Origin of the sequence: Superficieibacter sp. BNK-5, from assembly GCF_047456055.1 — a bacterium.
Taxonomy (GTDB): Bacteria; Pseudomonadota; Gammaproteobacteria; order Enterobacterales; family Enterobacteriaceae; genus Superficieibacter.
On the sequence record NZ_CP179893.1, the window covers coordinates 2,782,633 to 2,807,066 of the forward strand.

The following is a 24,434-nucleotide window of genomic DNA, read 5'->3' on the forward strand; positions in this document are numbered from 1 at the left end:
TGCTGTCATTAATTTAATTAATAAATAAGACGCTGACACAATAATTTACTGGCGTTATTACAGTGTGCTGTTTTTTTTATGGTGCAATAGTGCAACCCATTTCACATCCTTAGTGCAGCGAAAACGTTTGCAATAAGGAAAACTGATATATTTTTTACGATCGTCCCTTTAACAATAATTTATTCTGATTTTATGCCCTTGATCCCGGTTAATTTCCGCAAAAAGTAAACTGGTACGCATCTTGCCTGTTAATTACGCCACTTATTTTAACAGGGACCATGCGATGACGAATTCCTTCTTTATACGTAAAGGTTATCTTGCTGCCGCTATCGGCATCATGACGCTGTCAGGTATCCAACTGGCGCAGGCCTCGACACTGCGTATCGCGATGACTGCCGCCGATATTCCGCTGACGCTCGGACAACCGGATCAGGGTTATGAAGGAAACCGTTTCACCGGTATTCCTATTTACGATGCGCTGGTGGAGTGGGATCTGTCGCAGGGTGAGAAACCCAGCGGTCTGGTGCCGGGACTGGCTAGCGAGTGGCATGTTGATCCGCAAAACCAGAGCCGCTGGATCTTCACGCTGCGTCCAGGGGTAAAGTTTCATGACGGCACGGAGGTCAACGCTGATGCGATTGTCTGGAACGTCGGTAAAGTGCTGGACAAGAACGCGCCGCAATACGCGCCAGGGCAGATTGGCAATACGATTTCCCGTATGCCGACCCTGACCGGCGCAGAAAAAATTGACGACCATACCGTCGTGTTGACCACCTCCGAACCCGATGCGCTGCTGCCCTATAACATCACTAACCTGTTTATCGTTTCGCCGACGGCGTGGCAAAAGATGTATGACGCGGTGCCCGCCTCGACAGGCGATACGGCGGCACGCAGCAAGCAGGCATGGACCGATTTTGCCGCTCATGCGGTCGGTAGCGGCCCATTTAAAATGGAAAAACTGGTGCCGCGCCAGCAGCTTATCCTGGCGAAAAACCCGGACTACTGGAATAAAGATCGCGTCCCACGGGTAGATAAAATCGTGCTGATCCCGCTACCGGAAGCGAATGCCCGTACCGCGGCGTTATTGTCAAAACAGGTAGACTGGATCGAAGCGCCCGCGCCGGATGCCGTCGATCAGATTAAAGCCCAGGGCTATAAGATTTATGCCAACACCCAGCCGCATATCTGGCCGTGGCAGTTCTCCTTCGTCGATGGCTCGCCGTGGAAAGATATCCGCGTGCGTAAAGCCGCCAACCTGTGCCTCAACCGTTCTGAATTAAAAAGTTATCTCGGCGGCTATATGACCGAGGCGACGGGCATCTATGAAGCGGATAACCCGTGGCACGGCAAGCCCACTTTCCAGATCAAATACGATGCGGATGCCGCACGCAAGCTGATGACCGAGGCCGGCTACAGCGAAAGCAAGCCGCTGCATGTTACGGTCGCCACCTCCGCCTCCGGATCCGGCCAGATGCAGCCGCTGCCGATGAATGAATACATCCAGCAAAGCCTGAAAAGCTGTTTCTTCAATGTTGATATCAAAGTCACCGAGTGGAACACCCTGTTCACTAACTGGCGTCTTGGCGCGAAAGATCCGTCAGCGAAAGGGGTAGATGCCATCAATGTCAGCGCCGCCGTTAACGATCCTTACTTCGGCATGCTGCGTTTTTCCACCGCCAAAGCGTTCCCGCCGGTGGCGACTAACTGGGGCTATTTCTCCACGCCGGAGACTGAAAAGCTGGCGACGGCGGTAAAACATGCCTTTACCCCTGCCGAGATGGATAAAGCGGCCAGCGAGTTGCATGCCGCGATGGTCGATCAGGTGCCGTTCCTGTATGTCGCGCATGACGTTGGTCCGCGTGCCATCTCCCCGGCGGTGAGTGGGGTGGTGCAGCCGCAAAGCTGGTTTATCGACCTGAGCCTGGTGAGTAAGAAAGAGTAATCATTACGAGGAAATCCTATGATCAGCACGCTCTTTTATCGCGTTCTACTGGCTATTCCTACCATGCTTGGCGTCGCCGTGATTTGCTTTTTGCTGGTGCAAATTGCGCCCGGCGATCCGCTGGTCTCGGTGATGCCGCCGGATGCCTCGGAAGCCCTGCGCCAGACCTTAATGCAGGCATATGGCTTTGATAAACCGTTGCCGCTGCAATTTTTTCACTGGCTGTGGCGGGCGCTTCAGGGCGACCTGGGATTATCGGTTGCCACCGGCAGGCCGGTGATTGATGAGGTGATGAACGCCGTCAGCTACTCGCTGCGCCTCGCGCTGCTGGCCACGCTGATTGGCTTTGTCCTCGGCAGTCTGTTTGGTTTCGTGGCGGGCTATTTTCGCAACAGCGCGGTCGACCGTGCAGCGTCCATCCTCTCCGTGTTCGGCGTTAGCGTGCCGCATTACTGGCTGGGGATGCTACTGGTGATCATCTTTAGCGTGAAAATGGCGCTTTTGCCTGCCACCGGGGGTGGGCCAATTGGTGAAAGCGGCTGGCAGTGGGACTGGGCGCATTTGCAGTTCATGCTGCTGCCCGCCGTCACGCTCTCGGTCATTCCGGTCGGTATTATTGCCCGTACCGTGCGCTCGCAGGTGGCGGACATCCTGAGTCAGGAGTTCATCATTGGCCTGCGCGCCCGCGGTCTCAATGAGTCACGGATCTTTCTGCACGTGGTGAAAAACGCCGCGCCCACCGCGCTGGCGGTAATGGGGCTTCAGGTTGGCTATCTGATGGGCGGCTCGATTTTAGTCGAGACCGTTTTCTCGTGGCCCGGCACCGGGATGCTGCTCAATACCGCCATTTTCCAGCGCGATCTGCCGCTGCTTCAGGGCACTATCTGGGTGCTGGCGCTGTTCTTTGTGCTGCTCAACCTGCTGGTGGATATCCTCCAGACCTCCCTCGACCCGCGTATTAAAAGGAGCTGATGATGGTGGATACCGTTACGACAAAAATGGCCTCCGTCGCGGCCCCCGCGAACGTGACGCACGGCTACTGGCGCGGCGTGATGATGCGCCTGCTGCGCGATCCGGGCGGCGTTGTGGTCGGCAGTATTATTTTGCTGCTGCTGATGCTGGCGCTGTTTGGCCCCTGGCTTATCACCAAAGATCCTTACCAAACGTCAATGTTTATGCGCCTGAAGGCACCCGGGTCAGAGGGCTTTCCGCTCGGATCGGATGAGCTGGGCCGGGATATGCTCTCACGGCTGATCCTCGGCACTCGCCTGTCGCTCTTTATGGGCATTGTCCCGGTGGTGCTGGCCTTTTTTATCGGCGGTGCCATCGGCATTATCGCCGGTTATGTGGGGGGCAAGACCAATACCCTCATCATGCGCACGATAGACGTTTTCTACGCCTTTCCGTCGGTACTGCTGGCAATTGCGCTTTCCGGTGCAATGGGGGCCGGGGTAGGTAACGCGTTGTTGTCGCTGACTCTGGTGTTTGTCCCGCAGGTGACACGCATTGCTGAGAGCGTCACCGCGCAGGTCCGGCATATGGATTATATCGAGGCTGCCCGCGCCACGGGGGCCAGCGCGCTGACCATTATTCGCGTACAAATCCTCGGTAATGTACTCGGCCCCATTTTTGTTTTCTCAACCGGCCTGATTTCCGTGTGCATGATCCTCGCCTCCGGCCTCTCCTTCCTCGGCCTCGGCGTGAGACCACCCGAGCCAGAGTGGGGACTGATGCTTAACACGCTGCGCACGGCGATTTACACCCAGCCATGGGTGGCGGCGCTGCCGGGGGTGATGATTTTTATCACGTCTATTTCTTTCAATATCCTGGCGGACCGCCTGCGCGCCGCAATGGCGATTAAGGAGTAAACGATGCAACCTTTTATCAATGTCGATATCGGCGGACCGGCGCAGCCGCTGCTGAAAGTGAATAACCTGGTCAGGCATTTCCATCTGGGCGCACGTAAAGGTCATGAGGTGGTACGGGCCGTAGATAACGTCAGCTTTGAGGTGATCAAAGGCGAAACGCTGGGCGTGGTCGGCGAGTCAGGCTGCGGTAAATCGACGACGGCGCGTCTGCTGATGCAGTTGCTCAATCAGGATCGCGGCGAGCTGATTTTTGATGGTCTGGAGGTTGGTTCTTCGCGCCTGCCGATGAAAGCTTATCGCCGCCAGGTGCAGATGGTGTTTCAGGACAGTTACGCCTCGCTTAACCCGCGGATGACCATGGAGGAGAGCATTGCTTTCGGTCAGCGCGTTCACGGTGTCAGTCAAAAAGAGGCGAAAGCCTATGCCCATTATCTGCTTGCGCACGTCGGGCTGGAGCCGGGGCGTTTTGCGCATCGCTATCCGCATGCGCTCTCCGGCGGCCAGCGTCAGCGAGTTAATATTGCCAGAGCGCTGGCGATGAAACCGCGTCTGATGATCCTCGATGAGGCGGTCTCCGCGCTGGATAAATCGGTCGAGGCGCAGGTACTTCAGCTTCTTCAGGAGTTAAAACGCACGCTGGATCTGACCTATGTGTTTATCAGCCACGACCTGCACGTGGTGCGCTGGCTATCGGACCGGATCCTGGTGATGTATCTCGGCGAGGTAGTGGAAATTGGCCCGGCGGAAACATTGTTCACTGATTCCGCGCACCCTTATACCCGTGCGCTATTAAATTCCATGCCGTCGATGGACCCGCAGCACCGAACCCTGGTCTCGCCGCTGTCAGGCGATCCGCCGAGTCCGATTTCGCCGCCTTCTGGCTGCCGTTTTCATACCCGCTGTACCCATGCCAAAGCGGTGTGTTCACAAATCTCACCGCGGCTGGAAACGGTTGGTGAGGGGCACCAAAGCGCCTGTCTGATGGCGCAGCCGGATTCTGCCTGGCATCGTGAAATTACCGTACAGGAGGTCAGCCATGTCGCATGAACCCTGGGTGCACATTCGCGATCTGCGGGTCGAATTTCGTCGCGATGGTCAGACGGTAAACGCCGTCAACGGCGTCTCCTTTGACGTGCAAAAAGGAGAGGTGATGGCGCTGATCGGCGAATCCGGATCCGGCAAGAGCGTCACGCTGCGCGCGTTGATGCGTTTGCATCCACCTGCCAGTTCATTTCTTTCCGGTACGTTGCAGGTGGGGGGCGAGTCGGTGCTGGCGATGAATGCGGCTCGCCTGCGCCAGTACCGTGGCGCACGCTGCGCAATGATTTTTCAGGAGCCGCTGCTGGCCTTCGATCCGGTGTATACGGTGGGCCAGCAGATCGAGGAAGGGCTGCGGCGTCACGAAGGATTATCACGTCAGGCAGCCAGAGCACGGGCGCTGGAGTCGCTGCGCCAGGTGCGGATCCCCAGCCCTGAGCGGCGTCTGGATGCGTTTCCCCACGAGATGTCCGGTGGGATGCGTCAGCGGGCAATGATTGCGCTGGCGCTTTCCTGCAATCCCCAACTGTTGCTGGCAGATGAACCTACCACCGCGCTGGATGCCACGGTGCAGATCCAGATCCTGATCCTGCTGCGCGAGCAGCAAAAACAGCGTGACCTGTCGATCATCTTTGTCACCCATGACATCGGCGCGGCGGTGGAGATTGCTGACCGGGTGGCGGTAATGTACGCCGGTCGAATTGTAGAAGAGGCGCCGATAGCGCAAATCCTTAACCAGCCGCGTCATCCCTATACCCGCGTGCTGCTGGGCAGCCGACCGAAAGACGGGTTGAAAAAAGGCGAGGCGCTGCACTGTATTCCCGGCTCACCGCCGGATCTGGCCCATCTGCCGCCGGGTTGCGCGTTTGCTGACCGCTGTGCGCATGCGAAGCCCGTGTGTCGCGAGCAGCAGCCTGTCACTGAACAGGCAGGGGAACGTCATGTGGTCAGTTGCCATCGCTGGCGTGAACTGTCAGAACCCGTCACAACGTCTATTGCTGTTGCCTGAAACCGAGGAGAAAACCATGCAGGACGATCATTATGCTTTTATGCCTTACCCGTTCGTACCGGTACAACATGCGTCCAGCGGGCCACTGGCCGGGCTGACCTTCGCGGTGAAAGATCTTTTTGACGTAGCCGGGTATCCCACCGGCGGCGGCAACCCGCATATGCTGGCGCGGTCCGGAATTAAAACCGTAAACGCGCCGGTGGTGCAAACGTTACTGAATCACGGCGCGCGGTTTATCGGCAAGACGCACACCAGCGAACTGGCGTATTCGATGAGCGGGCATAACATTCACTATGGCACGCCGCGCAACGGAGCTGCACACGACCGTATCCCCGGCGGCTCGTCATCGGGTTCCGCGTCGGCAGTGTCCAACGGCGTGTGTGATTTTGCGCTCGGGACGGATACTGGCGGTTCGGTACGCACGCCCGCCAGCTACTGCGGCCTGTTTGGCCTGCGCCCGACGCACGGCCGTATTTCGCTGGCGGGCTGCCAGCCGCTGTGCGCCACGATGGATACCTGCGGTTTCTTCGCCCGCACGCCTGAGGTATTCAGTGCCGTGGCCGACAGCCTGCTGGGGGACGATCCTCATCCGCCCGCGGCAATACAACTGGCCTGTCATCATGCTCTGTTTGATCGCCTTCCCGCACATAGCCAGCAGGCACTCCAGCCAGTGATGCAACGTCTGGGTGAGACGTTTGGTGACATAACAGCGATCGCCGGGGTGCTGCCGCCCCTCGACGACGTCTATATGGCCTTCAGGCAAATCCAGGGCTATGAAGCGTGGCAATCGCAAGGGCAGACGATTGAGCGCTACGGCCTGCAACTGGGGCCGGACGTCAGAGAACGCTTTTTCTGGGGCAAGGCGGTGACGGCGGCGCAGTTTGAACACGCCTGTCAGTTGCGCGAGCAGTTTACCGGATGGTGGGAGAGCCAGTTAGGCAACGCCATTCTGGTCATGCCCACCGTGCCGGATGTCGCGCCACTGCTGAGCGCCACGGCGGAAGAAATTGAAGCCACCCGCCGCCTTTCTCATGATTTGCTCCTGCTGTCGGTGTTGACGAAACGTCCGCAGGTTACGCTGCCTGCCGCCCATATCAACGGCGTTCCGCTCGGTATCTCATTACTCGGCCCCCGAAACAGCGATCGCCTGCTGGTTTCGCTGGCTACCACCTTTTTTTCAGGAGAAGACGATGAGCAGTGATGTATTGACCACTCTGGCCGCAGAGATAAAAAATTCGCGTATTAACGATGAACGACTCTGGGCATCGTTGATGGAACTGGCAAAAATTGGCGCAACGCCTAAAGGCGGCTGTTGCCGGCTGACGCTCACGGATCTGGACCGACAGGGACGCGATCTCGTCATACGTTGGGCGAAGGCGGCGGGGCTGTCCGTCACCGTCGACAAAATCGGTAACGTCTTTATGCGTCGCGAAGGGCGCAACCCGTCTCTGCCGCCGATTGTTTCCGGCAGCCATATTGATACCCAGCCCACCGGCGGTAAATTCGACGGTAACTACGGCGTGCTGGCGGCGCTGGAAGTCGTCCGCACGCTCAACGATCTGCATATTGAAACCGAAGCCCCGGTTGAAGTGGTGTTCTGGACTAATGAAGAAGGATCGCGTTTTGTGCCGGTGATGATGGGATCCGGCGTCTTTGCCGGCGTCTTTGCGCTGGACAACATCTACGCGGCCACCGATAGCGAGGGTAAAACGGTGGGCGAGGAGCTGAAGAACATTGGCTATCTTGGCACCCAGACGCCGGGCGATCACCCGATTGGCGCGTATTTTGAGGCGCATATTGAGCAGGGGCCGATCCTCGAAGAGGAAGAAAAAATTATCGGCGTGGTGCAGGGCGTACTGGGGATCCGCTGGTACGACTGCATCGTCACCGGGCAGGAGTCGCACGCCGGGCCGACGCCGATGCACCTGCGCCAGGACGCGATGCAGGTTGCCGCGCGCGTCATGCAGGAGGTGGTGGCTATCGCGCGTCGCAGCGAGCACGGGCGGGGGACGGTGGGCATGGTACAGGTGTATCCCAACAGCCGTAACGTGGTGCCCGGCGAGGTTAAATTCTCTATTGACATGCGCAACATCAGCGACGATGAGGTGGCGAAGATGGATGGCGCGCTGCGGGAGTATATCAATACGGTAAGCCAGGAGACCGGGATGACCATTACGCTGGAAGAAGTGAGCCACTATCCTGCCGCACCGTTTCATCCTGACTGTCAGGCAGCCATTAGCAGGGCGGCAGATCAACTGGGCTATCCGTCTCGTCCCATTGTCTCTGGTGCGGGCCATGACGCGGTTTATATGAGCTATCTTGCCCCCACCGGGATGATCTTTATTCCGTGTAAGGACGGCATCAGCCATAACGAGATTGAATATGCCTCGCCGGAGCATGTCACTGCCGGGGCAAATGTGCTGCTGAAGGTGATGATGGAATACGCAAAAGTGGTGGTCAGCGAGGAATAACATATTACTGACGTGAATCAATTAACCCCACTTAATTGAGAATAGAAATCTAAATCATTTGCATTTAGTATTGTTGCGCGCGTTTTCGTCAGCGATCTCCGCCTGAGATCGCTGACAACATAACAATACTAATGGGGTTAACAGATGGCTTTGCATCATAAAATTACACCGCCCCGGACGGCTAACTTTACCTCCGGGGACATAAACCGCTTTTCGTTTTCACTGATGGCGCTGTGCATTTGCAGTTCGCTGTATGCCGCCACCGCCGTCGCGGAAGAAACCATCGTGGTCGGCGCGACACAGAGCAGTGCCGCAGAGGAGGCAAAATCTTACACCGTACCCGCCACCCGCGCCGGCACGAAACTCAACCTGACGCAGCGGGATATTCCTCAGTCGGTCAGCGTCGTGACTGAAGAAAGAATGAAAGATCAGGATCTGCGCGATGTTAAAGATATTCTGAGTAACGCCACCGGGATTTCTTCCGCGCAAAATGATTCCGAGCGTTTCGATTATTTCTCCCGTGGTTTTTACATTAACAATTTTACCTGGGATGATATTCCCGTCACGCAATATGGCGCATGGAACTTTGGTGAAACCGACAGCGACGCCGCTATTTATCAGCAGGTCGATATTGTGCGTGGTTCAGCGGGACTCATGACCGGGACGGGTAACCCCGGCGCGGCTATCAATTTTGTGCGTAAGAAAGCCGACAGTAAAACGTTTTCCGGAAACCTTTCTGCCAGCTACGGTAGCTGGGATACGCAGCGTTACGTGGCCGATCTTTCCGGTCCGTTAAATGATGCCGGAACGCTGCGCGGCCGCGTGGTCACCGGCTATCAGGACGGTGATAGCTGGATGGATCGCTACCATAAAAGCAAAAAATTCCTTTATGCCACGGTACAGGCCGATGTCACCGATAATACCATTCTGGACCTCGGCTATGATTACCAGTCGCGCGATACCGACGGTGCAACCTGGGGCGGTCTGCCCGCCTGGTACTCCAACGGCAACCGCACTCATTACGATCACAGTGAAAGCCTGGCGCCCGACTGGACCCATTACAATGTCCTGTCCCGTAAAGTCTTTGCTAACCTGACGACCCACTTTGCTAATGGCTGGCAGACGCGTCTGAACGGGACGCACACCGAGACGGATTTTGACAGTAAGCTGTTTTATCCCAGCGGTTTCCCGGATCGAACTACCGGCATTCTGGCAGCGGGCGGTTATGGCTTTGCCGGATGGTATAAAGGCTTACGTACCCAGACCGCAGTCGATGCGTATGCCACCGGGCCGTTTAACCTGCTGGGCCGCCAGCATGAATTAGTGGTCGGGGCCGATTACAGCCGCCAGCGAAACCGCTATCTCTACTCATCGTCAATGCTATCTCCCGCCGCCATGGGTAACATGGTCAACTTTGACGGCAATATTGCTGAGCCGGACTGGCCAGCCTGGGGGCTGTCATCAGAAGATACTATCCGTCAGAAGGCCGGTTACACGGCGGCTCGCTTCTCGCTGGCCGATCCGCTTTCGCTTATTCTTGGCGCTCGTTATACGCAATACAGTTCTAATGGCACCTCGGCCAATATGGATAAAAATAACCTGACGCCCTACGGCGGGCTGGTTTACGACATCAATGAAAATTACTCGGCGTTCCTGAGCTACACCGCCATCTTCCAGCCGCAAACTTATCGCGATCGACAGGGCAACTATCTCAAGCCCGTTACCGGACGGGATTACGAGGCCGGGATTAAGTCAGACTGGTACAATGGCCGGCTAACCACGACGCTCTCGATTTTCCGTATTGAGCAGGAAAATCTGGGGCAAGCCGATAGCGACAACTACGTTAATAACAGCAGCGAACAGGCTTACGTGGCAGCCAAAGGCGTCGTCAGTCGCGGTGTGGATTTTGAAATTAATGGCGCGGTCACTGATAACCTTAACCTGACATTCGGCGCCACACGCTATGTCGCCAAAGATGCCAGCGGATCACGTACCAACCCGCAGTTGCCGCAAACCGACCTGAAATTATTTACCAGCTATAACCTGCCGGTCATGCCGGAACTGACCGTTGGCGGCGGCGTGAACTGGCAAAACCGCACGTATAAAGATGCGACTGGCCCGTCCGGGGTAAAAGAACGGGTGTATCAGAGTAGCTATCCGCTGGCAAATCTGTTCGCCCGTTACGAGGTTAATAAGAACCTGTCGGTTCAGGCAAACGTCAAAAATCTGTTTGATCGCGAATATTACTCCAGTTTCGGCAGCGGCGTGGTTTATGGCGAGCCGCTGAATTACTCCGTAAGCGTGGGTTATCGCTTCTGATGTTGACCACTATACGCGCTGAAGTAAGCATGTAATCTGACGAGCTCCTCCTTTTGTGATGGCAAAGGAGGAGCAATCACAGCGCCCGAATCTCAAACGGCGATAACCATTACCCCATCTGCATTAACTGTCCCTTCAACACGTCTACCCCTGGCGCAATTGCCTGCGGATCAATCGCGTGAAAGCCCATGCGGAAAAAGTGATCCGGCGGTGCGTCGCCGAGAAAATGACGGGCGCCCGGCTCAATCAGCACGCCCGCATGCGCCGCGCGCCAGGTGAGCTGCCGGGTACTGATGTGCTCCGGCGTGCTCAGCCAGAAGGCATTAGCATGTTCGCTACCAGGCATCATGTTGCACTCCGGTAGCGATGTGCGTAATGCGTCATGCAGGCGGTCCCAGCGGCGGGCAGAATCGTCATGATAGCGTCGCAGATGCGTTTCGTAGTGGCCCTGCGCCAGAAAATACGCCATCTGATACTGAATATTGGTTGGCGGATGGCGGTACATCAGGCGGCGCAGCGCGCGGGCTTCATCAATCAAATCCGGATCGGCGACCATAAAACCCAGCCGCAGCCCTGGCGATAGTGCTTTTGACAGGCTGCTGACGTAAATTACCCGTCCGCTGCGGTCGCTGGCTTTCAATGCAGGTAGCGGGTTAAGGGTAAAGTTACTCTCCGAATCATAATCATCTTCAATAATCACCGCGTCATGGCGAACGGCATGGGCCAGCAACTGCTGACGGCGCGCCTGGCTCATGGTAACGCCGGTCGGCACCTGATGGCCGGGCGTCACGTAGTAATAATCGCAGGCGGCGGCATCGTTAAGCTTTATACCCTCGTTGTCCAGCGGATGCGGCACGATGGCCGTTTCGCTCAACAGGAACGTATTAATGGCCTCGCGAAATCCCGGATCTTCCACCGCCACTCGCGTTCCCCGGTTCATCAGCAGACGGGTCAGCAGATAGAGCGCATTTTGTGAACCGAGGGTAATCAGGATTTCATCCGGCGAGGCGGCGATACCGCGTTTAGGCAGCACGCGGGTACGGATCTGCTCAATCAACATCGGCACGTCCTGATCGATATGATCGACCACCCACGCCGGGTCGCGAACTCCGCCGTGCAGCCAGTTAGCCGTGGCACGCCAGCTGGCGATCGGAAATTGCCGGGTGTCCGGCTGACCATAAATAAAGGGATAGCGATAGTTCATCCAGCCAGCCGGTTTCAGAATCGACTCCTGCTGACTGGGTGTGATTTTCATCCTGGTGCTCCAGGATGGTGCAGTTTCATCATGGATGAGCAGATCCTGGGCCGTAGAAGGTGATGTCTGGTGGTAATCCGGATGCAGATAATAGCCGCTGCGCGGACGGCTGATCAGATAACCTTCACTCACCAGACCCTCGAAGACCAGCGCCGTGGTGTTACGTGAAACATGAAGCTGGCTGGCGAGCTGGCGGCAGGAGGGAAGCGGGCTGTCTGGCGGAAACAGGCCGCTCAGGATCGCGCTTATGAGGGATTCGCGGACCTGCTCCTGCAAACCGCGCTGCCGGTCAAATTCCACATGCATCAGGTGTCGGATCATGGTGTCCTCCTCAAAATCTGCCTGTTAGTAATCCAGCAAATTCCGTACCAGCCTGAAAAGCACTGACACACGCGTTTAACGCAACTGGCTCTATTCAGATTGCAAAAAGGCTCCCTACAGTAAAAACGAATTTAACCGACGTGTGGGTCGCTGATATCGGCATGCAATTTGCAGCGCATCAGCAATGACTACCGCGTTTCAGGCAACGCAACAGAGGGCGGGGAAATGAAAAAATTATTGGGCGCATATTATCTGGCAGCGGCGGTGACGATGGCGTTTTCCTGTCACGCTATTGCTGCTGATTTACCGGAAATAGAAAAATCAGGCACCCTGAAAGTGGCGACGGAGGATGATTACGCGCCGTTTAATTTTATGACCAACGGCCAGACCGACGGTTTTAATAAAGATATGCTCGAAGAATTACGCAAATATGCCAAATTCAACGTCGATCAAAGCATTCTGCCGTGGACCGGCTTATTAGCGGCGGTCTCTACCGGGCAATATGATATGGCGCTTACCGGCGCGGTGATTACTGACGAACGCCTGAATGTATTTAATTTCACCCCGCCATGGGCCTCCGCGCAGCACTATTTTGTCAAGCGTGCGGGCGACGACTCCTTAAATACCATTGCCGCCTTGAACGGCAAAAAGGTTGGTTTGCAGGCGGGGAGTGCACTGCTGGCGCGACTGCCGGAACTGAAGGCCATGGTGGAAAAAACCGGCGGCAAGCTGGGTCCGGTGGTGGAATATCCCTCTTATCCGGAAGCCTATGCTGATTTAGCCAATAAGCGTCTGGATTATGTGATTAACGTGGTGATCTCGGTGAACGATCTGGTGAAAGCCAAACCGAAAGTGTTTGCCAAAGGTCTGGCGGTATCCGGTCCGGGCTATATGGCCTGGCCAATCCCCAAAAACTCACCGGAATTACTGGCTTATATGACTAAATTTATGGATCACCTGCGCGAAACCGGTCGACTGGCCGAGTTGCAGAAAAAATGGTTTGGCGAAACCTACGACAATCTGCCGACCGAGCCGATTACCAGTGCCGATCAATTCCACAAATTAGCGGGTCTGTAATATCGTGCGGCGGGCAACCGCCGCCCGTGAAAAAGGGAGGGCAAGATGGACGTAATGGCGTGGCAATTATTGATTGAGGGCGCATGGACTACCCTTTGGATCTCGGGGCTGGCGATTTTGTGTGGCGTGGTTATTGGGCTGTTTATTGCCGTTGTCCGTATGATGAAATTGCCGGTCATCGATCAATTGCTGGTGGTCTATATCAGCCTTGCGCGAGCGACACCGCTGGTGACGCTGGTGCTGTTTCTCTTCCTGTCGTTGCCGACGGTGGGAATTAATCTTGATAAAACCGTTGCCGCCATCGTCGCGTTAACCCTGAACACCTCTGCGTTTAATGCTGAGATTTGGCGCAACGCGTTTCGCAATTTTCCCCGCGAGCAGCGCGAGGCAGCGGAATCGGTGGGGATGCGGCGCTGGACATGGTTCCGCCATATTATGCTGCCGCAAATGTGGATTGAAAGTTTACCTGCGCTGGTTAATGAAATGTCCTTTTTAATTAAGGGCAGCCCGGCGATTGCAGTGATTGGGGTGGTGGATTTAACCCGCGTGACGAATCGGATCTCATCCGTGACCTACGAGCCGCTGTCGCCCATTCTGGCGGCGGCGTTGCTTTACATCATTATTATTGGCCTGCTGCTGCGCCTTCAGGGATTGGCGGAGCGGAAAGCCAAACGTCTGGCGCGTTAATGACGGGAGGAGATATGAATCAATGGGCGATTATCTGGAGTGCGCGTGAAAGTTTTGTTAACGGCCTGCTGGCGACACTGGAGTTGTTTATTATTGCTGCTGTCGTAGGGCTGATGATCGGCATCATTCTGTGTTACTTAATGGAATATCAGAATAACGTGATTAACCGACTAATTATTGCGTTTGTCAGTTTAATGCGGGCCATTCCCTTTCTGATCCTGGCATATCTGCTCTATTACGGATTGCCTGAAATAGATATCAGCCTTGAACCCTGGACCGCCGGGTTACTGGCGCTGATTATTTATCACGGAGCCTACTTCTTTGAGATCCTCCGCAGCCAGCGGCGGCTATTTTCTGGTGGTTATATCGAAGCGGCAACCTCGCAGGGCTTTTCCCGCTATAAAACCTTCCGCCGGATTATTTTACCCAACATCTTTTCATCGGCACTGCCGCTGATGGGTAATCAGCTTATTATCTGCCTGAAAGACACCGCCTTTCTGTCGATTATTACCGTGCAGGAAATTACCGCAGCCGCTAATAGCGTGCAGGCGACCTGGTTTATTCCGTTTAATGCCTTTATTGTTGCCATCGCGCTCTACTGGGGGATTAGCATTCTACTGGAATTACTGATTAAGCGGTTAAGTGTTTATGGCGCCAGAAGAGGATTAACGCATGCCTGATACTACAGCGGTGAGTGTAAAAAATGTCTCTAAGCAGTTCGATAATATTGAAGTGTTGCGCGACATTAATTTGACGGTAGCAAAGGGGACGGTGGTCAGTATTCTGGGGTCGTCAGGATCGGGTAAGTCAACGCTGCTGCGTTGTATGAACTGGCTTGAGCAGCCGGATCGCGGCGAGATCCGCATCAGTGGTCAGCGTATCGGGGTGGATGAAGCCTCGGGCAAAAAGATGTCGCATCGCGAACTGTCGCGCATCCGCGAGCGAGTCGGGATGGTGTTCCAGAGCTTTAATCTGTGGCCGCATCTGACGGTGCAACAAAACGTCAGCGAAGCGCTGCTTCACGTTAAAGGCATGAAACGCGCCGAAGCCAGCGACATCGCCCGTCATCAACTGGAAAAGGTGGGCATGATGCACAAAGCCGACGCCTATCCGATCACCCTTTCCGGCGGGCAAAAACAACGGGTGGCGATCGCCCGCTCGCTGGCGATGTCGCCGGAAGTGATCCTCTTTGATGAGCCGACCTCGGCGCTCGATCCGGAACTGGTCAATGAAGTGCTGGGGGTGATGAAAGCGCTGGCCGCAGAGGGGTATACCATGGTGGTGGTGACGCACGAGATGGACTTCGCCCGCCAGGTGTCGGATGAAGTGGTGTTTCTGGAGAAGGGATTATTAATTGAAAAAGCGCCGCCAGAAAAATTCTTCAACCGGCCGGATTCAGAACGAGTAAGACGATTTTTGCAGAACAGCCGCTAATAGCCAGCCCTCTCGTGGTGAGAGGGCGAAAAACTCAGTCGCGATCGATAGCAAAAGGCTGCCAGGCCTGGCGTACCGGCATGACCTCAATGCGATTAATATTCATATGGTCCGGCAGCGTGGCAATATAAAACATCTGTTCGGCGATATCCTGTGCGCTCAGCGGCGTGGTACCACGATAAAGCGTGTCTGAGGCGGCACGGTCGCCTTTGGTACGCACCAGTGTAAATTCGGTTTCAGCGATACCGGGAGCCAGATCGGTTACCCGCACGCCCGTGCCCAGCAAATCACAGCGCAGGTTATAGCTGAACTGTTTCACAAAAGCTTTACTGGCCCCGTAAACGTGACTGCCGGGATAAGGCCACTGTCCGGCAATCGAACCTATATTAATCATCGTCGCCCCTGCACCGTGGCGCAGCAGTGCGGGCAGCACCGCGTGCGTCACATTGACCAGCCCGCTGACGTTGGTGTCAATCATCGTTTGCCAGTCCTCAAGTTCTACCTGCTGAGCAGGCTGGGGAGCCAGTGCCAGCCCGGCATTATTGATAAGGGTGGTGATGTCGGCAAAGTCCGCAGGCAGGGCATCGATCGCCTGTTTCACCGCCGCGCTGTCGCGGACGTCCATTTCAATAATATGCACTGGTACCTGCTGCGCCAGCTTCTCTTTAAGCATTTCCAGACGTGATAGACGTCTGCCGCACACGATCAGCGACCAGCCCGCCGCGGCAAAAACCTGCGCCGCCGCTTCCCCAAAGCCGGATGTTGCGCCGGTAATCAGCACCACTTTATTTGCAGACATTATCTTCTCCCATATTGGTAGCCAGTCTTTACTATAAAAATCACGATCAAGTCAGAACAGGGACAGACTGCCTTCAGCGATGTGACACAGGTGTCACACCTTTTTAACAAAACTGGCACTACCTCGTGATGGTCCGGCGGCAGATGATGCAGATATCAATCATCACCAAAGAGGGGCAGCGAATGAAACTGGCACTTCAGGACGATATGGCAATCACCAATAACGATGTACGTCAGCTGGATCGCGCATATGTATTTCATTCATGGTCGATGCAGGGCAACCTCAATCCGCTGGTCATCGCGGGCGCACAGGGCTGTGAACTGTGGGACTATGAGGGCAATAGCTGGCTGGATTTCAGCAGCCAACTGGTGAATGTCAATATTGGATACCAGCACCCGCGCGTGCTGGCGGCGATGAAAGCGCAGATCGATGAACTGGTCACAATTGCGCCGGCGACCGCTAACCTGACGCGCGGCGAAGCGGCACGCCGTATTGTCGAACTGGCCCCGGAAGGGTTCAGCAAGGTTTTTTTCACCAATGCGGGTGCGGACGCGAATGAAAACGCCATCCGTATGGCCCGGCTCTATACCGGGCGCGATAAAGTACTGTCGGCTTACCGTTCTTATCACGGCAACACCGGCAGCGCGATTGCCGCCACCGGCGACTGGCGACGTGTACCGAATGAGTTTTCGCGCGGCCACGTTCATTTCTTCAATCCTTATCTGTATCGCAGCGAGTTCAATGCAACCAGCGAACAGGAAGAGTGCGACCGGGCGCTGGCCCACCTGCGACGGATGATTGAATGCGAAGGGCCAGCGGCGATTGCGGCGATTTTGCTGGAGTCGATCCCTGGCACCGCAGGCATTCTGGTGCCGCCTGCGGGTTATATGCAGGGCGTGCGGGCGCTGGCCGACGAGTTCGGCATTCTTCTGATTCTGGATGAAGTGATGGCGGGCTTTGGTCGCACCGGAAGCTGGTTCGCTTTCGAACAGGACGGCATTGTGCCGGACTTGATCACCTTCGCTAAGGGCGTCAACGCCGGTTATGTTCCGGCGGGTGGCGTCATTATCAGCGAGCCGATTGCCCACTATTTTAACGATCATTTCTTTGCCGGGGGGCTGACCTATTCAGGACACCCGCTGGCAATGGCGGCGATTGTTGCCACCCTGGACGCGATGAAAGAGGAAAAGGTGGTGGAGAATGCCGCGTATATCGGCGACAGCGTGCTGCGACCAGGACTGGAAGCGCTGGCAGCAAAACACCCACTGATTGGCGAGGTGCGCGGGCGCGGCGTGTTTCAGGCGATGGAGCTGGTGACGAATGCGCAGAGCAAAACGCCTGTAGGCGCGACGGAGATGGCGAGCATTAAATTCGCCCTGACCGAAGCAGGCGTGTTGAGCTTTGTGGTCGAAAACCGCATCCATGTCGTACCCCCGTGCACCATCAGCGCGGAGCAGGTGCAAAAGGGACTGACGATTTTTGATAGCGTTTTATCACGATTTAGCGGGCTGGCACGATAAGTCAGAGGCCAAAAGGTTAACGCGCGCCGGGTGGGAAACTGCCCGGCGGCGCTGCGCTTGCGCGGGCCTACGGAGGGGGACGGCGTGACGGCGGTGGTTTTGCCTGCCCGGCGGCGCTGCGCTTGCGCGGGCCTACGGTGGGGGACGGCGTGAAGGCGGTGGTTTTGCCTGCCCGGCGGCGCTGCGCTTGCACGGGCCTACGGTGGGGGACGGCGTGACGGCGGTGGTTTAACCTGCCCGGCGGCGCTGCGCTTGCGCGGGCCTACGGTGGGGGACGGCGTGACAACGTTAAATGGTTATTTGTAATTCTTTGATATTATGGGTTTTGTAGATACTGTTATAGCCCGCAAGTTTTTTTTATCTTCCGGTTTCCCGGATTACAGGCATGACAACCACAGCGCCGTCAGGCGCTGTTTTTTCCTTTCACGACCCGGTTAAGCCGCTACCGGTGCATGCCTGGACGCGTCGAACGACTCGCCCGATTTCAGCACACCGTAGGCCACCTGCGCCAGTTTACGCATCATCGCCCCGATGATGACTTTTCCCCGTTTGCCGTTAGCCGCCAGACGGTCACGGAACGCCCGCCCCCAGGTCGTTTTGCTTACTGCCACCATCGCCGGCATGTACAGCGCCCTGCGAAGCGACACATGGCCCGCCTTACTCATCCGCCCTGCGCCGCGCACGCTGCTCCCTGATTCATGATGGCGGGGCGTCAGTCCCGCGAAGGCCGCGAACTGTCTCGCTCCGCCGAACCGGTTTTCCAGACCGATGTACGCCAGCAGCACCGCTGACGTCTTTTCCCCGATACCCGGGATACTTTCCAGCAGCTTCCTGCGGTGCTTCATATCCGGGTCATCATCCGTCAGGTCCTTTATCTGTTTTTCAAGACGTTTCAGTTCGGCATCAAGCCACAGAAGATGCGCGTCAATACTCGGCATCTGAACGTCCCGCGCTGTCTCCAGCCGGTTAAGCTCCTGGGTGTGCATGTCCGTCAGCGACTGATGGCGCAGCACCAGTGCCCGCAGCGCCCGTTCAACCGGATGAGGCGCCTGCCATGCAGCAGGCCGCTTCTGGCGGCAGAACTCTGCCAGCATCCGGGCGTCGACGGCGTCCGTTTTGCTGCGCAGTCCCTCGCTCTGTGCGAAGGCTTTACCGCGGGCGGGATTGATGATCGATACCGTGAACCCCGCATCGCTGAGATGCGCGGCGGCGTCTTCCATGTACGTACTGGTGGCTTCCATACAGATATGTGCAGGCGCAGCCTGATGGCTGTTCAGCCAGCGGACCAGCTCATCGTGGCCCTTCGGGGTGTTGGCAAACTTTTTACTGCGGTGACGGCCATCGGGCCGCAGCACATCAACATCCAGCTTCGCTTTAGAGACGTCGATACCAATAAAATGCAGTTCCTGTTCCATAGTGAGACCAACCTTGTGAATGCGGATTACCGGGAAAACCGGTCCATGATACTGTCCGGTTTGTCACCTGTGGAGAAGGGCAGTCCGCTGCATAGATCTACAAAACAGGCTTTGAGCCTGAGGCCGGGTCCGGCATGCGGACTGCATGGCAGGGAGAACTGGCCGGCTCTCTCTGCTCAGAAAGGATAATACAAGGCCGGGTAAGCGTAGCGCCACCCGGCACAATTAACACTGAACGTCGACCTTTCATACAGGCATAACGTGCTTCTGGCTGCGCGTCATCTCCACCGCACCCTGCCATTCATGCCAGCGTTTTTGCAGCCGGCCATGACGTGTCATATCGGGTTCAAAGATCGCATGTTCCGGTAAATACTGACGTAATGCGCCAACGTCCGCTTTCAGTAACGCCTTACGCGCCAGCAGCGCCGCGCCAGTGGCGGAAAGCTCCGCGACATCGCTGCGCATTACCGGACAACCCAGCAGATCCGCCTGATACTGCATCAGCCAGTCGTTTTTTGTCGGTCCACCGTCCACCATCAGCGCCTTCAGGACAAAATCGCTGTGCTGACGCATGGCGACCGCCACGTCGGCAATCTGATAGGTGATCGACTCCAGCGCCGCGCGGATCAAATGCGCGCGCTTCACGCCCCGGCTCAGACCGTGGATTAATCCGCGCGCCTGCTCGTCCCACCACGGCGCGCCCAGACCGGTTAACGCCGGCACAAAATAGACCCCAAGGGTGGATTCGACGGATGCGGGCAAGGTATTCAGCGCCTGCGCCAGTTCCGCGGCGGGAAGCTCGCTTAAGCCGGTGCTGTCGGCCATCCATGCCACCGCATCGCCGGTATGCGGAATATTGCCTTCCAGACCGTATACCAGACGTTCGCCATCGTGCCAGGCCACGGTGGTCGCCAGTGTGTTAACGCCAAATTGCGCGGAAGAAACCGGGGCCATCACTGACGATCCGGTGCCATAGGTGGCTTTCACGCGCCCTTCTTCGCCCAGACTATGCGCGAACAGCGCCGCGTGAGAATCGCCGATCATCGCGAGGATCGGAATGCCATCCGGAATGCCTTTCAGCCCTCTGGTGCGGCCAAACTCGCCGCTGGACGGGCGGATTTCCGGCAGCGCAGCACGGGGAATGCCGAACAGGGCCAGCATCTCCTCATCCCAGCCAGCGGTTTGCAGATTGAAGAGCTGCGTGCGTGAGGCGTTTGAGTAATCGCAGCAGAACGCCTCGCCGCCGGTAAAATGCCACAGTAGCCAGCTATCCACCGTTCCCAGACAAATCGCCGCCTCGGCAGCGAGCGCCTGACCGCCTGGAACGGCATCCAGCAGCCAGCGCATTTTAGAGGCGGAAAACAGCGGCGCGACGGGCAGGCCAGTGATGGCCTTTATCCGCTCCTCGCTGCCCTGCTGACGCAGGCTCTGGCAAAACGCCGCCGTGCGTGAGCACTGCCAGGTGAGCGCCGGACCGATCGCCCGCCCGTTGCTGCGATACCAGCCGACCGCCGTCTCGCGCTGGTTACTGATCGCCAGCGCGGCCACCCGATCGGCACCGACTGCGGCCACCGCCTGCGAGACCACATCAAGGGAAGCTTCAATCAGCAGGTCCGCTGACTGCTCCACCCAGCCTTCGCGCGGCGTCTGGATCGACAACCCGCGGGAAAACGTCGCCACGACCTTACCCGCCGCATCGATTGCCACCGCTTTCGCGTTGGTGGTGCCCTCATCAAGCGCAATAACGATCTCTTTACTCACCGACATAGTGTGCTCCGCTGTCCTTACTGGTGAAGATAGGTGCTGACACCGAGATAGCGCGTGAAGGCTTCGTGTAACACGTCCGCGCTGGCGGAGTGGTTCATCGCCACGTGATGTTCAAAACCGTTGCGGCAGATCCAGTTCAGCAGATTTTCCAGATGCGGCACTTCAATCACCGCGCGGCAGCCTACCGTATCCAGCGGATCGTCTACTGATTTACCCGCACCGACGTAAGCCTTGATCTCTCCAGTCAGGTCATCGGTGCTCAACCGGAAATAGGTCAGATCGCCGCTGCGAAAACGTCCGTGCACCGCGCCGCAGGTATTCTCTTTGCCGACGGTCGTACCGATAATATCCGCCGTGCCCATATGCGGAGTATCCAGGCTGGCGGCGGCGAAGTTACCGCAGTGAAACAGCACGCATTTGTTACGATCGTCGCCGAAGTTGTTGTTCCAGTCGGCAATCGAAGCCGGACTCATATTGCTGCTCGCCAGCGCGTACATCGACAGTGCGCCCATCACGTCCACTTCGCAGGCGCTGGGCATCAGCTGGCCGGACATTACGCTCATAATAGAGCACACGTTGATGCCGAGGTTCTCCTGAAGTGAGGTCCAGCACTGGATGGCGGTGGTGTCGATGTCGTTGGCAATTACCCACTCGCTGATCACCACGAAAAGTTTCGCCATTGTTACCAGCTTGTCCGCCGGGATACCGCTGGCGTCGGCGTTGTCGATCAGCAAACGGCGCTTTTCATCCACGCGGATATCGTCGTCGCGCAGCAGTTTGATGCGGGTAAAGACTTCGGAGAGGTCAAGGGTTTCAACCGCGATGCCGAGACGTTCAAGCAGTTTTTCGCTGTAGCGCACGGTGTTAAAACCCGCCGGACGAGCGCCGATGGCCCCGACGCGCACGCCGCGCATGCTGCTCACCACGCGGCAAATCTGCTCAAACCGCTTCAGATCCTGTGCGAAGACCTCGCCATCCAGCGCGCAGACGTGCTGAGTGGTCAGGGTGAAAGGAATACCGTACTGGCGCAGGTTATTACACAGCGAGATTTTACCGCAGAAGCTGTCGCGGCGAGTGGCAAGCCCCATTTTATCGAGGTTGTCTTCCTGCGCCTGGACCAGCACCGGCACGTTCAGACCGGACAGTCGCAGCGTTTCGGCGACGGCTTTTTCATCGCCAAAGTTCGGCAATAGCACCACGACGCCGTGGATCTCATCGCGATGGGCGCGAAACAGTTCCGCGCATACCTTCGCGTCCTGACGCGTTTCCACGCCGCCGAGTTCGGTCTGCGTTTCATCCACCATGATGGTGTTAATGCCGAGGCGGGCAAAAAGCGCCACCGCCTGTTCACGCGCCTCAGCCACCAGGTAGCTGGGGAAAAATCCCCGGTTGCCAATAATGACCGCCATGGTTAATTGTTGCGGGATTCGGGACATTGCATAATCTCCAGTAAGGTTCAGCGTAATTATTGTTATTGTTGTGCCTGACAGAGCGCGGTTGCGTTTTTCACTACGCCTGCCGCGTCGATTTCATGTCGTGCGCGGGTGGACGCGCGGTCGGCGGCAATAGCGTACTGACCATCGGGAATACCGAGTCGGCGCAGGGGAATACCGCATCCTGCTTCCGCCAGCACTTCCGCCACCAGGCTGCCCACGCCGCCGTTGACGTTATGTTCTTCCACGCTGACCACCGCCTTGTGCTGCTTCAGCAGCTCAAGAAGCTGGGTGGTATTACACGGACGAATAGAAGGTACACTGATCACGCTGGCCTCAATACCCGCTTGCGCCAGTTGTGTGGCGGCATCGACAATTTCATGCACCGTCGAACCCATCGCCACCAGCGCGATATCCGTACCTTTGCGCAGCACATCAATATTGCCAGGCGCGAAGCGGTAGTCGTCGTCATGCAGTTCCGGCAGGGCTTTACCGTCCAGGCGAATATAAACCGGGCCAATATGTTCCAGCGCGTAATCAATAATCTGCCGGCACTCCAGCGGACTGGAAGGGGCGTAGATTTCAATATTGCCGAAACCGCGCAGTACGGAGATATCGTCAATACTGTGGTGGGTACTGGCCAGCGGGCCGTAGCTCGCCCCGGCGTTCAGGCCGAACAGCTTGACGTTAGTGTTGTTGTAGCAAATATCGACTTTGATCTGCTCGTTGGCGCGGGAAATCAAAAACGGCGCGGCGTTACAGGTGACGGCAATTTTACCGCCGATGGCCAGCCCGGCCGCAGCGCCGACCAGCGTTTGTTCTGCAATCCCCACGTTAACCAAGCGGTCAGGGAATTTTTTAATAAACGGCGAAATTTTGGCGGTGGAAGTGGAGTCTGCCACTACCGGCACCAGATCCACGCCGCGATCCACGGCATCAATAAAGGCATTCACCATCACCGTGGCGAGATGTTCGCTATTACTCATCGTTCAGTTCCTCCAGCGCCAGTTCAATCTCTTCCCCTTTCGGCACCCGGTGATGCCATTCAGGGCGTCCCTGAATAAAGGAGATCCCTGCGCCTTTCGTGGTGTTGGCAATGACCACATGCGGTTTACCGTTAGGCTGTAATCCCTCCAGCGTGGCGACCACATCCGCCATGTCATTGCCGCGACATTCGGTAACTTCCATCCCAAACGCGCGCCATTTTTCATCCAGCGGATCGGTGTTCATGATCTCTTTGGTCGATCCTGCCAGTTGCAGGTTGTTTTTATCGTTAATGATGATCAGGTTATCGAGCTGATAGTGCGCTGCCACCAGCGCCGCTTCCCAGTTACTGCCTTCCGCCAGTTCGCCGTCACCGGTGATGGCGAAGACGCGACGTTTACTGTTACTGCGTTTCGCTGCAAGGGCGATCCCCACCGCCACCGGCAGGCCGTGACCCAGCGCGCCAGTATTGAGTTCAATACCCGGCGTTTTGTGTTTCACCGGATGGCCGGGCAGGTGAGAGTCCGCGTGTTGATAGGTAGAGAGCCATTCCACCGGAATAAATCCGGCTTCGGCGAGCACGCAGTAATAGCCGCCAACGGCGTGACCTTTGGACTGGATGTAAATATCGCGCTCGTCGCTCTCTTGCAGCGCGGGCGAGCAGTTCAGAATACGAAAGTAGAGGGCGGTCAGCAGTTCGACCTGCGACAAATCAGCCCCGGTATGGCCCCCTGCCGGACTTTCCGCATTGAGGACAATAATGCGACGACGGACGGCACGCGCTTTTTTCTCAAGCTCCTCGACGGAGAGCGAAAACGGATTCATAAAGCACCTCTTGAATGTATAATCTGTTATGAATAAATATTCCAGTAGGGTAAAAATGAACTCCGAACGTGGCGTAGGCAGACAGGCTACATTGCCATTTTTTTACCGCTCGGAATATATATTCACTACTGATTTATTATTCATGAAGTAAAGATATGCTTTGTTGAACGCTTTGTCTACGACAACAGCCGGGTTGCTTTGCAGAAAAGCGAGTACGATCACAAATGATCGTGCGTGCAGACGGCGGCTGGCTTGTTAAATATTCAACAA

The 24,434-nt window shown here is 56.6% G+C and carries 20 protein-coding genes; 13 read left to right on the top strand and 7 right to left on the bottom strand.

Annotation, left to right across the window (positions count from 1 at the left end; all coding sequences use genetic code 11):
- Positions 1-283 precede the first annotated feature (283 nt).
- The 8 genes from ACMGGS_RS13375 (at position 284) to fhuE (ending at position 10,647) form a co-directional block, all read left to right on the top strand.
- Positions 284-1,942, top strand: coding sequence for an ABC transporter substrate-binding protein (locus ACMGGS_RS13375; protein WP_414163064.1), 1,659 nt, complete (start codon positions 284-286; stop codon positions 1,940-1,942).
- Between the two features lie 18 nt (positions 1,943-1,960).
- Positions 1,961-2,914: an ABC transporter permease gene (locus ACMGGS_RS13380; protein ID WP_176917545.1), complete on the top strand. Its 954-nt coding sequence runs from the start codon at positions 1,961-1,963 to the stop codon at positions 2,912-2,914.
- A gap of 2 nt (positions 2,915-2,916) precedes the next feature.
- Positions 2,917-3,810, top strand: a complete 894-nt coding sequence (locus ACMGGS_RS13385; RefSeq protein ID WP_414166269.1) for an ABC transporter permease — start codon at positions 2,917-2,919, stop codon at positions 3,808-3,810.
- Between the two features lie 3 nt (positions 3,811-3,813).
- Entirely contained in the window at positions 3,814-4,857 is a 1,044-nt protein-coding gene (locus tag ACMGGS_RS13390) for an ABC transporter ATP-binding protein (protein ID WP_414163065.1), read from the top strand.
- The gene (locus ACMGGS_RS13395; RefSeq protein ID WP_414163066.1) at positions 4,847-5,857 is read left to right on the top strand and encodes an ABC transporter ATP-binding protein; all 1,011 of its coding nucleotides are present in this window, start codon (positions 4,847-4,849) and stop codon (positions 5,855-5,857) included. Before ACMGGS_RS13390 ends, ACMGGS_RS13395 begins: the two co-directional genes overlap by 11 nt.
- 16 nt (positions 5,858-5,873) lie before the next feature.
- Complete coding sequence (locus ACMGGS_RS13400) at positions 5,874-7,058, top strand: amidase (protein WP_414166270.1); 1,185 nt, start codon at positions 5,874-5,876, stop codon at positions 7,056-7,058.
- Positions 7,048-8,328: a Zn-dependent hydrolase gene (locus ACMGGS_RS13405; RefSeq protein WP_414163067.1), complete on the top strand. Its 1,281-nt coding sequence runs from the start codon at positions 7,048-7,050 to the stop codon at positions 8,326-8,328. The genes ACMGGS_RS13400 and ACMGGS_RS13405 overlap by 11 nt, the downstream gene beginning before the upstream one ends.
- A gap of 144 nt (positions 8,329-8,472) precedes the next feature.
- On the top strand, positions 8,473-10,647 hold the full coding sequence (gene fhuE, locus ACMGGS_RS13410) for a ferric-rhodotorulic acid/ferric-coprogen receptor FhuE (protein ID WP_414163068.1): 2,175 nt from the start codon (positions 8,473-8,475) through the stop codon (positions 10,645-10,647).
- Between the two features lie 109 nt (positions 10,648-10,756).
- Here fhuE and ACMGGS_RS13415 read toward each other — a convergent pair whose 3' ends face one another.
- Positions 10,757-12,223, bottom strand: a complete 1,467-nt coding sequence (locus ACMGGS_RS13415; RefSeq protein ID WP_414163069.1) for a PLP-dependent aminotransferase family protein — start codon at positions 12,221-12,223, stop codon at positions 10,757-10,759.
- 225 nt (positions 12,224-12,448) lie between these two features.
- Between ACMGGS_RS13415 and ACMGGS_RS13420 the strand changes: the two genes are divergently transcribed.
- The 4 genes from ACMGGS_RS13420 to ACMGGS_RS13435 are packed head-to-tail and all read left to right on the top strand — an operon-like array spanning position 12,449 to position 15,421.
- Positions 12,449-13,300 (top strand): transporter substrate-binding domain-containing protein, encoded by an 852-nt coding sequence (locus ACMGGS_RS13420; protein ID WP_414163070.1) that lies wholly within the window; start codon positions 12,449-12,451, stop codon positions 13,298-13,300.
- A 45-nt stretch (positions 13,301-13,345) separates the two neighbouring features.
- On the top strand, positions 13,346-13,987 hold the full coding sequence (locus tag ACMGGS_RS13425; RefSeq protein WP_414163071.1) for an amino acid ABC transporter permease: 642 nt from the start codon (positions 13,346-13,348) through the stop codon (positions 13,985-13,987).
- Between the two features lie 14 nt (positions 13,988-14,001).
- A complete protein-coding gene (locus tag ACMGGS_RS13430) occupies positions 14,002-14,667 on the top strand; it encodes an amino acid ABC transporter permease (protein WP_414163072.1) in 666 nt (221 codons plus the stop codon).
- Complete coding sequence (locus ACMGGS_RS13435) at positions 14,660-15,421, top strand: amino acid ABC transporter ATP-binding protein (protein WP_414163073.1); 762 nt, start codon at positions 14,660-14,662, stop codon at positions 15,419-15,421. The genes ACMGGS_RS13430 and ACMGGS_RS13435 overlap by 8 nt, the downstream gene beginning before the upstream one ends.
- 34 nt (positions 15,422-15,455) lie before the next feature.
- Here ACMGGS_RS13435 and ACMGGS_RS13440 read toward each other — a convergent pair whose 3' ends face one another.
- Positions 15,456-16,220, bottom strand: coding sequence for an SDR family NAD(P)-dependent oxidoreductase (locus ACMGGS_RS13440; RefSeq protein ID WP_414163074.1), 765 nt, complete (start codon positions 16,218-16,220; stop codon positions 15,456-15,458).
- 182 nt (positions 16,221-16,402) lie between these two features.
- Here ACMGGS_RS13440 and ACMGGS_RS13445 point away from each other — a divergent pair, with 182 nt between their 5' ends.
- Positions 16,403-17,740: an aspartate aminotransferase family protein gene (locus tag ACMGGS_RS13445; protein ID WP_414166271.1), complete on the top strand. Its 1,338-nt coding sequence runs from the start codon at positions 16,403-16,405 to the stop codon at positions 17,738-17,740.
- A 434-nt stretch (positions 17,741-18,174) separates the two neighbouring features.
- Here the strand turns inward: ACMGGS_RS13445 and ACMGGS_RS13450 are convergent, their stop codons facing one another.
- From ACMGGS_RS13450 to ACMGGS_RS13470, 5 genes are all read right to left on the bottom strand, one after another.
- Positions 18,175-19,155, bottom strand: a complete 981-nt coding sequence (locus tag ACMGGS_RS13450) for an IS110 family transposase (RefSeq protein ID WP_414163075.1) — start codon at positions 19,153-19,155, stop codon at positions 18,175-18,177.
- 246 nt (positions 19,156-19,401) lie between these two features.
- Entirely contained in the window at positions 19,402-20,922 is a 1,521-nt protein-coding gene (locus ACMGGS_RS13455; protein WP_414163076.1) for an FGGY family carbohydrate kinase, read from the bottom strand.
- Between the two features lie 17 nt (positions 20,923-20,939).
- Positions 20,940-22,358: an L-fucose/L-arabinose isomerase family protein gene (locus ACMGGS_RS13460; protein ID WP_194205382.1), complete on the bottom strand. Its 1,419-nt coding sequence runs from the start codon at positions 22,356-22,358 to the stop codon at positions 20,940-20,942.
- 35 nt (positions 22,359-22,393) lie between these two features.
- On the bottom strand, positions 22,394-23,341 hold the full coding sequence (locus tag ACMGGS_RS13465; RefSeq protein WP_414163077.1) for a transketolase family protein: 948 nt from the start codon (positions 23,339-23,341) through the stop codon (positions 22,394-22,396).
- On the bottom strand, positions 23,334-24,164 hold the full coding sequence (locus ACMGGS_RS13470) for a transketolase (protein WP_276164176.1): 831 nt from the start codon (positions 24,162-24,164) through the stop codon (positions 23,334-23,336). The genes ACMGGS_RS13465 and ACMGGS_RS13470 overlap by 8 nt, the downstream gene beginning before the upstream one ends.
- Positions 24,165-24,434 lie beyond the last annotated feature (270 nt).